General features: G+C 74.8%; 14 protein-coding genes. 6 read left to right on the top strand and 8 right to left on the bottom strand.

Annotation, left to right across the window (positions count from 1 at the left end; translation table 11 throughout):
• Window positions 1–92: 92 nt before the first annotated feature.
• Window positions 93–503: an organic hydroperoxide resistance protein gene (locus ABD946_RS24610; RefSeq protein WP_345287085.1), complete on the top strand. Its 411-nt coding sequence runs from the start codon at window positions 93–95 to the stop codon at window positions 501–503.
• Between the two features lie 60 nt (window positions 504–563).
• On the opposite strand, the gene ABD946_RS24615 is transcribed toward ABD946_RS24610, so the two are convergent.
• Complete coding sequence (locus tag ABD946_RS24615; protein WP_345287087.1) at window positions 564–1,643, bottom strand: imine reductase family protein; 1,080 nt, start codon at window positions 1,641–1,643, stop codon at window positions 564–566.
• Window positions 1,644–1,720: 77 nt separating this feature from the next.
• Between ABD946_RS24615 and ABD946_RS24620 the strand changes: the two genes are divergently transcribed.
• Window positions 1,721–2,776, top strand: coding sequence for an AfsR/SARP family transcriptional regulator (locus tag ABD946_RS24620; RefSeq protein ID WP_345287089.1), 1,056 nt, complete (start codon window positions 1,721–1,723; stop codon window positions 2,774–2,776).
• A gap of 8 nt (window positions 2,777–2,784) precedes the next feature.
• Entirely contained in the window at window positions 2,785–4,794 is a 2,010-nt protein-coding gene (locus tag ABD946_RS24625) for an ATP-binding protein (protein ID WP_345287091.1), read from the top strand.
• A gap of 10 nt (window positions 4,795–4,804) precedes the next feature.
• Here the strand turns inward: ABD946_RS24625 and ABD946_RS24630 are convergent, their stop codons facing one another.
• From ABD946_RS24630 to ABD946_RS24645, 4 genes are read right to left on the bottom strand one after another with little or no spacing between them, the layout of a single operon-like run.
• Window positions 4,805–6,346 (bottom strand): DUF4407 domain-containing protein, encoded by a 1,542-nt coding sequence (locus tag ABD946_RS24630; RefSeq protein ID WP_345287092.1) that lies wholly within the window; start codon window positions 6,344–6,346, stop codon window positions 4,805–4,807.
• Entirely contained in the window at window positions 6,336–7,652 is a 1,317-nt protein-coding gene (locus tag ABD946_RS24635; RefSeq protein ID WP_345287093.1) for a hypothetical protein, read from the bottom strand. The genes ABD946_RS24630 and ABD946_RS24635 overlap by 11 nt, the downstream gene beginning before the upstream one ends.
• Window positions 7,649–9,778 carry a hypothetical protein gene (locus tag ABD946_RS24640; RefSeq protein WP_345287094.1) on the bottom strand — a complete coding sequence of 710 codons (2,130 nt, stop codon included), beginning with the start codon at window positions 9,776–9,778 and terminating at the stop codon, window positions 7,649–7,651. Before ABD946_RS24640 ends, ABD946_RS24635 begins: the two co-directional genes overlap by 4 nt.
• Window positions 9,775–10,554, bottom strand: coding sequence for a hypothetical protein (locus ABD946_RS24645; RefSeq protein ID WP_345287096.1), 780 nt, complete (start codon window positions 10,552–10,554; stop codon window positions 9,775–9,777). The genes ABD946_RS24640 and ABD946_RS24645 overlap by 4 nt, the downstream gene beginning before the upstream one ends.
• Before the next feature lie 233 nt (window positions 10,555–10,787).
• Between ABD946_RS24645 and ABD946_RS24650 the strand changes: the two genes are divergently transcribed.
• Entirely contained in the window at window positions 10,788–11,279 is a 492-nt protein-coding gene (locus tag ABD946_RS24650) for a Pycsar system effector family protein (protein WP_345287098.1), read from the top strand.
• A gap of 68 nt (window positions 11,280–11,347) precedes the next feature.
• Here the strand turns inward: ABD946_RS24650 and ABD946_RS24655 are convergent, their stop codons facing one another.
• On the bottom strand, window positions 11,348–12,049 hold the full coding sequence (locus tag ABD946_RS24655) for a Crp/Fnr family transcriptional regulator (RefSeq protein WP_345287100.1): 702 nt from the start codon (window positions 12,047–12,049) through the stop codon (window positions 11,348–11,350).
• A gap of 110 nt (window positions 12,050–12,159) precedes the next feature.
• Between ABD946_RS24655 and ABD946_RS24660 the strand changes: the two genes are divergently transcribed.
• Complete coding sequence (locus tag ABD946_RS24660; RefSeq protein ID WP_345287102.1) at window positions 12,160–12,765, top strand: HhH-GPD-type base excision DNA repair protein; 606 nt, start codon at window positions 12,160–12,162, stop codon at window positions 12,763–12,765.
• Here the strand turns inward: ABD946_RS24660 and ABD946_RS24665 are convergent.
• Window positions 12,758–12,964 (bottom strand): KTSC domain-containing protein, encoded by a 207-nt coding sequence (locus ABD946_RS24665; RefSeq protein ID WP_345287104.1) that lies wholly within the window; start codon window positions 12,962–12,964, stop codon window positions 12,758–12,760. The two genes, ABD946_RS24660 and ABD946_RS24665, sit on opposite strands and share 8 nt — an antisense overlap.
• 57 nt (window positions 12,965–13,021) lie before the next feature.
• Here ABD946_RS24665 and ABD946_RS24670 point away from each other — a divergent pair, with 57 nt between their 5' ends.
• Complete coding sequence (locus tag ABD946_RS24670) at window positions 13,022–13,729, top strand: nucleotidyl transferase AbiEii/AbiGii toxin family protein (RefSeq protein ID WP_345287106.1); 708 nt, start codon at window positions 13,022–13,024, stop codon at window positions 13,727–13,729.
• Between the two features lie 7 nt (window positions 13,730–13,736).
• Here ABD946_RS24670 and pyrB read toward each other — a convergent pair whose 3' ends face one another.
• Window positions 13,737–14,771, bottom strand: coding sequence for an aspartate carbamoyltransferase (pyrB, locus tag ABD946_RS24675; protein ID WP_345287108.1), 1,035 nt, complete (start codon window positions 14,769–14,771; stop codon window positions 13,737–13,739).
• Window positions 14,772–14,795 lie beyond the last annotated feature (24 nt).

The following is a 14,795-nucleotide window of genomic DNA, read 5'->3' on the forward strand; positions in this document are numbered from 1 at the left end:
CAGTTGCGCACAATTTAATTGCGTGCTCTACTTGAGCCCGTCAGGAGGACCGCCGGACCCCACCGGCGGCACAGACCGAAGGGAACGTCGACATGAGCGCGCTCTACACCGCCGTGGCCACCGCGAACGGCCGGGAGGGCCGGGCCGTCAGCTCCGACGGTCAGCTGGACCTCGCCCTGGCCATGCCGCCGGCCCTCGGCGGCTCCGGTGAGGGCACCAACCCCGAGCAGCTGTTCGCCGCCGGTTACGCCGCCTGCTTCGCCAGCGCCCTCGGCCTGGTCGGCCGCCAGGCCAAGGTCGACACCGGCGACGTCTCGGTGACCGCCGAGGTCGGCATCGGCAAGGACGACTCCGGCTTCGGCCTCTCCGTCGTCCTGCGCGTCGAGCTGCCCGAGGCCCTCGACAACGAGACCGGCCATCTGCTGGTCAAGCAGGCCCACGAGGTCTGCCCCTACTCCAAGGCCACCCGCGGCAACATCCCGGTCGAGCTCGTCGTCGAGTGACCGACCCGCAGCCGCCGCAGGCCCGGACCGCCCCCGCGGTCCGGGCCTGCGGCGTGCCGCTCACTCCCCCACCCGCAGCTCCTCCACCGCCCGGGAGAGGCTGGCCGCGGCGTGGCCGGCGTCCAGCTGACGGAGGAACAGCTCCTGCAGCGGGGCGAGCAGGCCGGCCGGCACGCCCTGCCGCTCGGTGGCGCGGAGGATGTTGCCGAGGCCGGTGGCGTTGATCGCGATGTTGGAGGTCTCGGTGGTGTAGTCCCGGGAGTCCATCTCGGCCGCGAAGTGCGGCAGGGCCGGCAGCAGCGCCGTCAGCCAGCGCACCAGCTGCGCGGTCACCTCGACCGCCGACAGGCCCGCCGACCAGCCCAGCGCCACCGCCTGGAAGTGCCCGGCGAACATCCCGTACATCCCGCTGAGCAGGGCGACGTCCTGGAGCAGCGCCAGCCCCGGGTCCTCGCCCAGGTGCCTCGGCTCGCCGAGCAGGGCCAGCAGCTCGTGGTGCTCCCGGTACGCCTCCGGGGAGCCGCTGTAGAACAGGAAGGCCCCGGGGGTGCCGACCGTCTGCGGCACCGCCATCACCGCACCGTCCAGGTAGCGGACCCCGCTCCGCTCGGCCCAGGCCGCGAAGGCACGGGCCTGCTCGGGGGTGCCGCTGGTCAGGTTGGCCACGGTCCGCCCGGCGAGCTCCTCGGCCAGCGGTTCGAGCACGCCGTGCACCGTCGGGTAGTCCAGCAGCGCGACCACCACCAGCTCGGCGGCGGCGACCGCCTCCGCGGCGGACCCGGCCCGGACGGCGCCCTGCTCGACGAGCTTCGCCGCCTTCTCCGGCGAACGGTTCCAGACGGTGACGGAGTGACCCGCCGTCAGCAGGGTGGCGGCCAGGGCCTGGCCGAGGTTGCCGAGGCCGAGCACGGTGACGTTGGTCATGGGAGTTCCTCCGGTACGGGCGAGCGGCCGTTCCGTTCGCTGCCCCCACCGTCGCCGCCCGCACTGCCGGTCCACTGTCGGTCCGAGCGGCAGCGCCGCCGGGGGCGCGAGGAACCGCGCGAGTCCGGAAGGCGGCCCACCGTGAGATCGGGGCAGGCAAGCCAGTTGCACGTCCGGCCGTTCCCCCGCGCGCCGCACGGTTAGGCTGACGATCATGAGATTCGGGGTGCTCGGACCGGTCGCCGCGTGGGCCGACGACGGCGCGCCGGTACGGGTGCCCGAGGCCAAGGTCCGTGCCCTGCTGGCCGTGCTGCTCACCGAGCCCGGCCGCCCGGTGCCGCCCGCACCGCCTGGTCGACCACCTCTGGCCCGATCGCCTCCCCGCCCACCCGCTCAACGCCCTCCAGGGCAAGCTCTCCCACCTCCGCCGCGTCCTCGACGCCACCGAGCCCGGAGCCCGTGCCCTGGTGCACTCCGGCCCCGCCGGCTACCGGATCGACGTCGAGGGCAAGGCCCTCGACGCGGCCCGCTTCACCGCCCTCACCGCCGAGGCCCGGGCCACCGACCGCCCCGCCGAGCGGGCACGACTGCTGACCGAGGCCCTGGAGCTCTGGCGCGGCCCGGCCTTCGCCGACTTCGCCGACCGGCCCTTCGCCCTCGCGGCGGCCGCGGGGCTGGACGAGGCCCGCCTCACCGCCGAGGAGGAGTTGGCCGAGGCGCGGATCGACCTCGGGCAGCACCGCGAACTCCTGCCCCGGCTGGCCGATCTGACCACCCGCCATCCGCTGCGCCAGCGCCTGTGCGCCGTCCGGCTCCGCGCCCTGTACCGCTCCGGCCGCCAGGACGAGGCCCTGGAGGCCTACGCCGAACTGCGCCGCGCCCTCGCCGACCAGTTCGGCCTGGACCCGGAACCGTCCCTGGCCGCGCTCCACCGGCAGATCCTCCGCCGCGACCCCACGCTGCTCCCACCCGCGGACACCGGCAACCTCCCCGCGCCGGTCTCCGAACTCGTGGGCCGGGACGGACCGTTGGCACAGGTACGGGAGCTGCTGGCGGCCGGCCGCCTGGTCACCCTGACCGGCCCGGCGGCATCGGCAAGACCCGGCTGGCGCTGGCCGCCGCCCGGGAGGCCGCCCGGAGCCACCGGGACGGCGCCCGGCTGGTCGAGCTCGCCGCCCTCGCCCCCGGCAGCGACAGCGCGACGGTCGCCGAGGCCGTCCTCGCCGCCGTCGGGGCCGAGGCCGAACGGACCGACCGCGGCCGCCCCACCCCCTCCCCCACCACCCACCTGCACGACGCCCTGCGCGGACGCGACCTGCTGCTCCTGCTCGACAACTGCGAACACCTGACCCGGGCCGTGGCCGAGCTGCTCGGCCCCCTGCTGGCCGCCACCCCCGGCCTGAGCGCGCTCCTCACCAGTCAGGAGCTCCTCGACCTGGAGGGCGAACTCCCGTACCACGTACCGCCGCTGCCCCTCCCGGTCGATGACGGCCTGGCCCAGGTCGGCGGTGCGGCCGCCGCCCGGCTCTTCCTCCGGCGCTCCGGCGCCGCCCTCGACGAGGAGAACGCCCCGGCCGTCGCCCAGCTCTGCCGCCGCCTGGACGGCAACCCGCTGGCCCTCGAACTGGCCGCCGCCCGGGCCCGTACCCTCGGGGTGCACGGCCTGCTGGCCCGGCTGGACCGCCGTCTCGACCAGCGCCTGGAGCTCCTCACCGGCGGCCACCGCGGCGCTCCGGCCCGGCAGCAGACCCTCCGGGCGGTGATCGACTGGAGCTGGAGCCTGCTCACCCCACCCGAGCAGTCCGTGCTGCGCCGCCTCGCGGTGACCGCCGAGAGCTGCACCCCGCGGACCGCCGCCGCCCTGTGCGCCGGCCCCGACGTACCGGCCGGGGACGTCCCCGGCCTGCTGGCCCGGCTGGTGGACCGTTCGCTGCTCACCCTCGCCGACCGGGCCGACGGCCCCCGGTACGGGTTGCTCGAATCCGTCCGCGCCTACGCCCTGGAACAGCTGACCGAGCACGGCGAGCTCGCCGCCACCCGCGACCGCCACCTCCAGTACTTCACCGAACTCGCCCTGACCACCGGACCGTTGTTGAAGGGCCGCACCCAGGCGCGGGCCCTGGCCTCGCTCGACGCCGAGTCGCCCGAGCTCCGCCGCGCGGTCGAGCACGCCACCACGGGCCGGTCCGCGGCGGCCGCCCACACCCTGGTCGGCGCCCTCGCCTGGTACTGGGTGCTCCGCTGCCGCTACGCCGAGGCCCGCCGGGCCCTCACCGCCGCCCTCGCCCTCGGCGACCACCCGACCACCGCCGTCTGGCTGGCCGGGATCGCCCTGCTGGAGGGCGGCGCCGAGGCGGACGGCCCGCACCTGCGCGAACTGCTCGCCCGCCACCCGGACACGCCCGAACTCCCTTTCCTCACCTGGCTCCTCGGCTGGGCCCAGCTCGGCAGCGGCGACGCCGCCGAGAGCGAGCACCTCGTCGCGGCCGCCCTCGCCTCCACCGGGGCAGACCGCTGGACCACCGCGGCCGCCCTCAGCGTCCGGGCCCGGCACGCCCTCGGCCGCGGCGAGCTGCCGGCGGCCCGCTCCGACGGCGAGCGGAGCTCCCGGATCTTCGGCGAACTCGGCGACGGCTGGGGCGAGTTGCAGAACGTCTTCCCGCTCGCCGCACTGGCCGAGATCGCCGGCGACTACCGCACCGCCACCCACCTGCACCGCACCGGCCTGGCCACCGCCGAACGGCTCGGCCTGCGCACCGAACAGGCCAAGCGGCTCTCCAGCCTCGGCCGGACCGCCCTGCTCGCCGGCGACCTCGACGAGGCCCGTGCGCTGCACGAGCGGGCCCGCCTCCTCGCGGTCGAACAGGGCCACCGCTCCGGCGCGTTGAACGCCGAGCTCGGCCTGGCCCTCGGCGAGCGCCGCGCCGGCGACCCGCAGGCCGCCACCAGCCGCCTGCACCGGCTCCTCGACGCCTACGGCGGCCGGGCCGGCTACGGCCCCGTCACCACCCTGCTGCTCGCCGAACTCGGCTTCGCCGCCGAGCAGTCGGGCGACCAGGCCACCGCCCGGCGCCACCACCTCGACGGCCTCGCGATCGCCCGTGCCCTCGGCGACCCCCGGGCCGTCGCCCTGGCCCTCGAAGGTCTGGCCGGCACCGCCGCGGCCACCGGCGACCACCCCGCCGCCGCCCGCCTGCTCGGCTGCGCCGCCGCCACCCGCGCCGCCGTGGGCGCCCCGCTCCCTTCGGCCGAACGCACCGACGTCGACCGCATCGGCGCCCTGGCCCGGGCCGCCCTCGGCGCGGCGGCATTCACCGCCCACCACACCGAGGGCACCCTCCTCCCCCACTCCACCCTGGTCCCCTGACCCGGGGCGGTCAGTACCGGGCCGCCTCCCACCGGAGGTCGTCCGTGTCCTCGGTCACCCTGGCCTGGCGGCGGAACTTGGCGGCCAACTCCTCGATCGCGGCGTCCACTTCGGCCTCCTCCATGGCCTGCTTGTCCATGTCGGCCTGGTCCAGCGCGGCCATCCGCTGCCGCTCGTGGTAGCGCAGCTGGGAGAGCCGGATCCTGGCGTCGGACATGCCGAGCTGCTCCTCCAGGTCCTTGCGCGCGTCGTGCAGCACCTCGTCGGCCGCCAACTGCCGCTCCAGCCGCCGGTCGTAGGCGGTGGTGCCGCTCATCAGCTTCACCAGGACCGGCAGGCAGTCGAGCACGATCAGCACCAGCCGGGCCAGCCACTCGGTCATCCGCACCACCCAGTTGCGCTCGCCCAGCCGGTCCAGCGCGGCCACCTCGTCCAGCAGGTCGATCCGGCCCTGGGTGGCCTTCTTCTCCTCGACCGCCTTGGTGATCTCCCGGTTCAGCGCCTCGGTGTACGTCCGGACGGCGGCACCCGTCTCACCGGAGTGGCCCGTCAGCTCCTGCTCCGCCTGGTCGAGCAGCCCCTGCTGCCGGGCGTGCAGCGCGGTGGTCTCCTCCAACTCCTTGCGGTCCTGGAGGCAGTTGAGGCCGATCCCGGCCCGGCCGGTGGTGCCCTGCCGGGAGGTGCCGGTGCACTCGTCGTGGGCCAGGTTCTGCTGGGTCTGCATCAGCTGCTTCAGCCGGTCCACCTCGGTGGCCAGGCGGTTGCGGGCCTCCTGGGCGTCGGCCTGCCGCTGCTTCGCGGCGACCCGGGTGTCCGGCACCGAGACCGGGTTGTCCCGGCAGTCCCCGGAGGTGGAGCGCTCGCGGTCCACCGGGTTGCAGCGGTGGAGCAGCTCCTCGTAGCCGCCGACGGTGGAGATCCGGTACTCCTTCACCTCCTGGTGGATGGCCGGCTCGAAGACCCGCAGGATCAGCGGCTCGGCGATGAAGAGTCCGAGCAGCACCGAGAGCGCCAGCCGGGGCAGCAGCGCCCGCCAGCGGCCGACGCCGGTCTTCCCGTGCGAGCCGGCGATCATCATGCCGTCCAGGCAGACGATCACCCAGGCCCAGAGCAGCGCCGGGGGCAGCAGCACCCACCAGGGGGCTCCGAGGAACCGGTTCATCGCACTCAGCAGCGAAAGCCCGGCGAACAGACCGGTGTTGAGGATGACCAGACCCATCCAGGTGTACTTCCGGCGCTCCTCCGGCACCCAGTCGAGGACGTCCTCGTCCACCCCCGCGACCTTGCGGATCCGGCGGCCGACGGCACCGCTCGGCCCGGCCGGCCGGACCACCAGCACCGGCCCCGCGACGGGCACCGGCTCGAAGGGCTCCGCAGCGGGCACCCCTTCTCCGGGCACCCCCTGCACGGGCGCCCCTTCCGCGGGCACCTCCTCGGACACCTCCCCCGCAGACGTCCCCTCCGCAGGCGTCCCCTGCGCGAGCGGCTCCTCCGGGACGTCCCCCGGCACCTGCTCCGGCCCGTCCCCGGGCACGGTCCGGTCAGTCGTCATCGTCGTCCTCGCCCACCGCGTCGTACTTGGTGCCGCGGCCGCGGCCGCCCGTCTCCAGCTCGGCCGCCTCGGGCCCGTCCAGCGCCGGGGTGCCGGCCCCGAGCTTGGTGAGCATCCGCTCGAAGTCGACGAAGGTCTGGTCGCCGTGGCCCCGCTTGATCAGGTCCCGCACCACCTCCAGCGTGGCGTTGCGCTCCCAGGCCCGGTCGGCCCGCTCGTTGGCCTGCTGCTCGGCCGCCAGGGCGCGCTCCAGCGCCGCCTGCTCCTTCCGGTCGGCCCGGCTGCGGTCCTGCAGCTCCGCCTGGCGCTGCCGCTTCACCTCGATCCGTTCCCGCTGGAGCTCCCAGTGGCGGTCCTGCCGCTGCAACCGGTCCGCGCGCTCGATGGCCCGGCGCTCCCGCTCCGCCTCCTGCCGCCGCTCCTCCCTGGCCAGCAGCTGGTCGCGCACGTCGGTCACCGTGAGCTCGCCGGTGGCCTGGCCCCAGTAGACGGCCGCGTCCGGATCGTCGCCGAAGGTCCGGGCGGCCAGCTCCGCCTCCCGGCGTTCGAACTCCCGCCGCTCCCGGGCGAGCATCTGCTCGTGGTCCTGGTCGACCACCTCGTTGCCGCGCTCGAAGTCGCGGCGGTGGTTCAGCATCAGCTGGTCCTGCTGCTGCCGGGCGAAGTCCAGCCGGTGGTTCTGGGTCAGCTTCTCGCTGGCCAGCACGTTGCTGCGGTCCTGGTCCCGGCGCTGCCGCTGGAAGCCGACCAGCTCGTCCGGGTCCGGCATCTCGATGCTGGCGTAGGCGACGGCCATGCCCGAGATCCGGGGCGGGGAGACCGCGGTGTACGCCATCACCTGGGCGTTGACGTCCCGTCGGAGCCGGGTGATGTCGGCGAGGCGGTGGTCCAGGCCGAGTTCGAAGAACCGCTTGTGCCGCCGCAGGTAGGCCAGCAGGACGCGCTCGGCGTCGTCCTGCCCCTCCTGCACCACCACGGCGGCGTCGGTGACCGTGCAGCTGAAGGTGACGTCCACCTTGAACTCGGCCGCCTCGGCCGAGGGGATCGACATCCGGACCGTCACCAGCACGTTCCGGCGCAGGTCGACCACGGAGACGTGGTTGGCGTTCACCAGCTGCGGGTCGTCCAGCCGCCGCCGGCCGGTGTCCAGGACGTACCGTCCGTCGACCCGGAAGACCAGCACCTCGTGGGCGGCCACCGAGGGCAGTTCGTCGGAGGTCCGCCGCCGGCTCGCCAGGCCGAACGGACCGCGCTTGGGTGGTTCGGCCAGCGGCTGCTGGTGGACCACCGGGTAGGGCTTGCTCATCGTGCTTCCTCTTCCCAGGCCGGGCGGCCGTGGCTCTCCTCCACCGCCGCGAGCAGGACTTCGATCAGTTCGTCGGGGGCCGGCCGCTGCCGCGTTCCGGCCACCAGGTTGGTCAGTTCTCGCCGCAGCGGCACCAGTTCGCGGTGCGGCAGGGCGGGGCCGAGCGCCGCTCCGAGCCGCGCGACCTCCGCCCGCGCCCTCGCCCGTGCCGGGCCGCCGGACCGGTCCAGGCCCTCCACGGCCCGCACCAGCGCCGTCAACGCCCCCCGTCGCAGCGGTCGGTAGCGGAGCAGGTCGGCCCAGAGCCGGCCCAGCCGGGCGGCGTGGTCCGGCCGGGCCGCCAGGTGGTGCATCACGGCCAGGCCCCCGGCCCGCTCGGCGGGGGCGGAGAGCACCGCGAGCACGGTGGAGAACACGGCCCCGGGATCGCGCCGGCGCTCGGCGGCGTCCATCCGCTCCAGGTTCTTCAGCACCACGGTCGCGGCCCGGCCCTCCGCGGTGAGCATCGCGAACAGCACGCCCAGCGCCTGCTGGGCCATCCCCCGCAGCCGCTCGTCCTGCCGCACCAGGCCGCAGAGCCGGGCGGCCGCCTCGTGCGGGTAGCGCAGGCCGAGCTCGCCGGTGAAGGCCACCGAACCGGCCCACCGCCGCGCCTTGTTCGGGCCGGTGACCCAGCCCTCGGCGATGCTCAGCGCGACGGGGGCGAGCCCCTCGTCCAGCCGGCACATCATCCACAGGGTGTGGACGGCGGTCTGCTGCCCGGCCCACCCCAGCTGTCCGGCGGCCCACGGGTGGAGACAGGAGTTCTCCACCTCGTACACCTCCAGCCTGGCCAGCTCGGCCAGCCCGGAGGCGACCGCGGTGCGCAGCTCGGGGTCGGCGTCCGGGCGGCCGCGGACCCGGCCCGCCAGCCAGCTGCTGACGCCCCGCCAGAACGCCACGTCGTAGTGGTCGTTGAGCTCGGCCAGCACCCGCCGCCGGTAGACCGGCTCGCGGAAGACCATCACCGCCCTGGTCCGGACGCCCTCGGCCAGCCGCTCCCGCCGGATCAGGCCGTCGGGCCTGATCCGGGCGGCCCGGCTGGCCGGGAGCACCGGCACCGCCGTGGCGTCCGGCCCGTCCTCGGCGGAGGGCACCAGCGAGGGCACCGCCACCGCCATCCGCTCCACCAGTTCGGCCAGGCCGTGCTCGTACTCCTGGATGCTGGTGTGCTCGCTGAAGGCCAGCGCCGTCACCTCCAGCACCTCGACCGGCTCGGGCCCGGCGCGGAACCAGTCGGCCACCGCCGCCGAGGCCGCCAGCGAGAACTGCTCGAGGGCGGCCGCCGTCCCCTCCCCGGCGGCCAGCCTCCGGGCGACCGTCCGCAGGTCCTGCGGGCGGAAGTCGGCGGGCACCGAGGCGAGCACCTCGTCCACCGTGCCGGGCGGGAGCTCGGCCGGCCCGAGCCCGGCCAGCAGCAGCGCCCGGGCGTCCGGCCGGCGCCACTCCACCCGCCAGGGCGAGGGCGGCGAGGCCACCGAGGCGGTCACCACCAGGTGGGCCCCGGCCTCCCGGACCGTCGTCCGCACCCGGCGCCAGAGCAGGTCGGTGTCCTCGGCCCGGTCCCCCTCGCCGAGCCGGCCCGGCAGGACGTAGCCGCAGCCGGAGCGGTAGTCGCGCTCGGCCAGCTGCCGCAGCGAGAGCGTGGGACGGAGCAGGAAGACCGGCCCGTCGAGCAGCTCGTCGAGCAGCACGACCGCCCCGGCCCGCTTGCCGGTGCCGGCCTCGCCCCAGAGCTCCACCACCCGGTGCTTCATCAGCAGGGCGAGCGCTCCGTCGTACGGCGCCGGCCTGATGTACCCGGTGGTGGCGTCGGCCAGGTCGTCCTCGGTGAGCCGCCCGGTGTCGGTGGCGCGGCGCGCCGGGCGCCCCGGCTCCCGCCCGGTTCCGCCGCCTTGGCCGAAGACGCTGTTGCGGGCGTCCACCGGACCGGCGAACAGCTGGAACACCTGGACGGCACTGGCGAGTTGGTCGGCCACCAGCTCCTCGGCCGGCAGCCCCTCGTCCTCACTGCCCGCGCCCCCCTCGGGCTCGGCCGCCGCCCCGCCCGGGCCGTCGGCCGGATCGGCCCTCTCCTCCTCGCTCACCGGTCGTTCCCGTGCTGGTTGTGGACCGTCCCGAAGCCGAACACCGAACCGGGGGCGGTGACGTGGTGGAAGACCTGCTGGAGGCCGGGCGCCGACGCGGCCGGAGCCGGATCCGCGCTTCCGCGCTCCGGCCCGGGGTCAGATCCCGACCCCGCACCCGGGCCCGCGCCGCCGTCGAGGTCCAGCCCGTGGACGTCCTCCCCCGGCACCCGGAGCCAGGCCGCCACCGGACGCTCCTTGGTCTCCACCGTCACCCGCCGGAACTCCCCCGGGGCCAGCCGGGTGTGCCGCTGGAGCACGGTGTCGGTGTAGACCCGGTCCGAGACGACCACCACCAGGTCGGCCGCCCTGGCCACGGCCAGCGCCCGCTTGACCGGCGCACCGTCGATCAGCCGGCTGACCAGGACCACGCCCTGACTGGCGAAGCCGTTGTCGGCGTCCGAGACCGGCCCGAAGTGCACCGCGAGCCGCAGCCGGAGCCGGTGCTCCGGGCGCCTGGGCTCGTTGTGGTACGCCAGCGCGGCGCGCAGCTCGGCCACGTAGTCGTCGACCACCTTCGCCTCCGGGACGTCAGCCGGCAGGATCGCCAACTCCCCGTCCCCGGCGCCCTGTCGGATCCAGTCCGACCGTGCGAGGCCGACCGCGTCGGCGGCGTCGCCGAGCACCTGCACCAGCCCGCGCTGCGTGTCGAACTGGGTCCGGTCGTCACCCTTCCCGTACCCCTCGACATCGGTGGAGAGCAGCAGCCGTCGCGGCCCGCCCTGAAACCTGCTCAACTCCGCCCAGCCTTCCTTGCGGTGATGCGCCTCATGGGCAGCAGTGTGGTGCGCCGGGGCAGCAGGAATACCGGATCGATACGGATTCCCCCCGGTCGATCGCACCCCTCGCGGGTGACCATGCTCACACAGCGGAACCCGGATTCCTCCGGCATCTCCGATTCGTTACCGAGCTTCCATCAATGTGCGAACACCCGTACCAAGGGGGGGCTTTGACGAATCATCAAATCGACATGGCGGCTCAGCCGGAGCCGTCCGCGCTGAGCGTCGCACTCAGCGCGCTGACCGCCTTCCAGGGCTACGTGCAGCAGGCCGACAGCAAGGTCAACACCCTCCTGGTGGTGCACACCGGCGGAGTGGTCGCGGTGGTGAGCGCCCTGGCCGGGCGGGACACCCCGGCCCGCTTCCCGGTGCCCACGCTGCTGGTGATGGCGGGCTTCGTGGCGGCCTTCCTGATCTCCGGACTCCATCTGGTCCAGGCGCTCCGCCCCCGGCTGAGCCCGCCGGTGCCGCCCAGCCGGTTCGCCATGACGGGCGTCGGCCACCTCGGCCTCGGCCACGTCGCCGGGGCCGATCCGGACGCCCAGCGGGTGGAGGCCTGGGCGATGGCCCAACTGCTGGGCCAGATCGCCCTGCTGAAGAACCGGCACCTGGCCAGGGCGACGCCCTGGACGGCCGTGATGCTGCTGCTCGGGGTGGTGGCGGCCCTGCTCCGCTCCTGGTGACCGCCGGGAGCGGGGCGGGGGAGCTCACGCGTCGGCGAGGTACCGCGGAGGGGCCGGAGCGGGGCGGCTCACTCGTCGGCGAAGTGCCGCAGCCCCTCCAGGTCGAGCACCACGACGCTGCGGTACTGCGAGCGGACCAGCCCGGCCGCCTTCAGGCGGTGCATCGCCCGGCCGACGGCGTCGGTGCCCGCCCCGATCAGCCGGCCGAGCTCGGGCTGGGAGAGCTCGACCCCGATGCTGTGACCGCCGCCGACCCGGTGCCCGTACTGCTCGACCAGCTCGACCAGGATCCGGGAGAGCCGCTGCGCCACGTCGAAGGCCGCGAAGTCGAGCCGGCGCCGGTTGGCCGAGTTCAGCCGGTCCGCCATCATCACCGTCAACGCCAGCCCCGCCGAGGGGTGTTCGGCCAGGAAGCCCATGAACCGCTCCCGCGTGACGTGGCCGACCAGCACCGGGCTGCAGGCCGTCACGGTGGCCGAGCGCGTCCCGTCGGTGATCACGGCCTGCTCCCCCACCAGGTCTCCCCCGACCCTGATGCCGAGCAGCCCCTCCGCCCCGTTCTCCAGGGTCGCGGTCACCTTGGCGCAGGCCAGCGCCGAGCTGTCCACCGGTTGGAGCAGGCAGACGTGGGTGCCGTCGTCCCCCTGACGCACGATCACTTCGCCCGGCGCGTACCGGACCTGACGGGCCAGACCCAGCAGACGCTCTGCCTGGACCGGCTCCAGCCGGGCCAGGTACGAGTTGCGCGCCCAGGGCGCGTTCTCCCTCATGTCCGGTATTGAACCCCCGTCGGAGCCCCAGGTGAAGCCCTCGGAGCGGCACCCCGCCGGGGCGGGCGGGCACACCTACGCTGGGCCGCAGCGACGACGAGGAGACGGCGATGGCGACCGAGGTGCACCTGGCGCAGCAGGCGGAGGCCGACGAACTGCTCGGGCGCAGCCCGTTGGCGGCGTTGATCGGCATGCTGCTGGACCAGCAGGTGCCGATGGAGAAGGCGTTCAGCGGGCCCCGGGTGGTGCTGGACCGGATGGGCGGGGAGGACCTGGACGCGCACGCCATCGCCACCTACGACCCCGAGGGGTTCGTGGCGCTCTGCGCGCGGACCCCGGCCGTGCACCGGTACCCGGGGTCGATGGCCAAGCGGATGCAGCAGCTCTGCCAGTACCTGGTGGCGGAGTACGACGGCGACGCGGAGGCCGTCTGGCGGGGGGCCTCGACCGGGGCCGAGCTGCTCAAGCGGCTGGAGGCGCTGCCGGGGTACGGGCGGCAGAAGGCGCAGATCTTCCTGGCGCTGCTGGGCAAGCAGTACGGCGTGCGGCCGGAGGGCTGGCGGCAGGCGGCCGGCGCGTACGGGGAGGAGGGGAGCTTCCGCTCGGTGGCGGACATCACCGGGCCGGAGTCCCTCTCCCAGGTGCGGGCGCACAAGCAGGAGATGAAGGCGGCGGCCAAGGCGGAGAAGGCCGCCAGGACGGGCCGGGTCAGCTGAGGCGGCGGTAGGGGTACCGGTCCCGGATGTGTGCGTGGAAGTACCGGCCGAGGCTGGGCGCGGCGAGCAGTGCGCGGTACTCCGCCTCGGGCACGTCCGCGTACGCGTAGACCGAGCCGCCGTGGAACTCCAGCTCCAGCGTCGTGCCCCGGTGACCGACGGAGGAGAGGCAGCTGGATTCGACGGGTAGGCGTTCCACTGGGTGCTCCGCCCTCCAGTATGAGCGGGGAGCCGCAGGCCCGGCGATACTGACGGCATGTCACCCATGACGGACACCGGACGGCGGCTGCTGGCCGATCTGCTGGCGCTCGGCACCCGCTTCCCGCTGGTGCTCGGCGGCGACTGCGCCGCCCTCGCGCACGGCCTGCCGGACCGGCCGGTGCGCACGGTGGAGCTGGCGACCGCGAGCCCGGTGCCGCTGGAGGAGCTGACCGCGCGGACGGCCGCCGAACTGCTGGCCCGCGGCTGGACCGTCCGGGTGCTGGTGGACGATCCGCTGGCCTCCGCCCTGACGGCGGCCGCTCCGGGAACGGGCGAGGAGTACGGGGTGGAGCTGCGGAAGGAGAACTTCTGGCAGCCCCCGCACCAGGGCCCGGACGGGCCGGTGCTGGCCCTGGCGGACCTGGCCGGGACGAAGGTCCGCGCCCTGGTCGACCGGGGGCTGCCCCGGGACCTCGCGGACCTGTTCGCCCTGGCGGACCGGTGGTCGTACCCGGAGCTGGAGACCCTGGGCCGCCGGCACACCGGCGAACCGGGGCTGGACCCGGCCGAGCTGCAGGCCCGGCTGGCCGAGGCGGGGTGGCGCGAGGAGCGCGACCTGGCCCGGCTGGGGCTCGACGCCGGGGAGTCCGCCGCCCTGCGCGACTGGGCGCAGGGCTGGCTGGACGACCTCACGGAGCGCCTGATGGAACGTCAGGCACCGCTCGCGGAGGAGGACGACGAGGACCCCGACGGGGAGTCCTGAACCGCCGTCACTTGTAGAACGGCGCGTCGTCCGGCCCGACGTACTCCGGCCGGTACCAGCGGGCCGGGCGGAGCGAGCCGGGGATCTCCTCGGCGACGCCGAGCACCGAGGCGAAGAGTGCCATCCGGGTCGGGATGCCGGCGTCGGTCTGCCGGAAGACCGCCAGCCGCGGGTCGCGGTTGAGGTCGGCGCTGAGGTCGTTGGAGCCGGGGCGGGAGTCCCGCGGGAGCGGGTGCATGATCACCGCGTCCTCCCGGCAGACCCGGTTCACCAGGGCGCTGTCGATCCGGAAGTCGTCGCTGTAGGGCAGCGGCCGGTCCTTGAAGCGCTCGGTCTGCAGACGGGTGGTGTAGACGAGGTCGGCGTCCTTGAGGCCCAGGGTCGGCTGGTCGGTCACCTCGACCCGGTGGCCGCGCTCGGCGGCCAGCTCCAGCAGGTGGGCGGGCATGCCCAGCTCCTCCGGGGCCACGCAGACGATGGTCATGTCCTGGTAGCGGGAGAGCAGCTTGACCAGCGAGTGCACGGTGCGGCCGTGCTTGAGGTCACCGACCAGGGCGATCCGGCGGCCGTCCATGGACTTGCCGAGCCGGTCGAACTCGCGGTGCAGGGCGAACATGTCCAGCAGCGCCTGGGTCGGGTGCTCGCCCGCCCCGTTGCCGGCGTTGACCACCGGGACGTTGGTCGCGGCGGCGAACTCGTGGATCGAGCTGACCTCGGGGTGACGCATCACCACCAGGTCGACGTAGCCGGTCACCACGCGGCTGGTGTCGGCCAGCGACTCGCCCTTGGCGATCGAGGTGACCTCGGTGCCGGTGGTGGAGGTGACCCCGCCGCCCAGGCGCAGGAACGCGGTCTCGCAGCTGAGCCGGGTACGGGTGGAGGCCTCGAAGAACAGGCTGGCCATCACGGCGCCCTCGAGCACCCGGGTGGTCTGCTCGCCCCGGGCCACCGGCACCAGCAGGTCGGCCAGCCGGAACAGCTGCTCCAGGTCCTGCCGCTCGAACTGGTCGCTGGAGAGGATGTGCTTCCCGGTCAGTGACATGGCGGCTGGGTTCTCCCTCGGGCG

Source organism: Kitasatospora albolonga (genome assembly GCF_039535905.1).
Classification (GTDB): Bacteria; Actinomycetota; Actinomycetes; order Streptomycetales; family Streptomycetaceae; genus Kitasatospora; species Kitasatospora albolonga.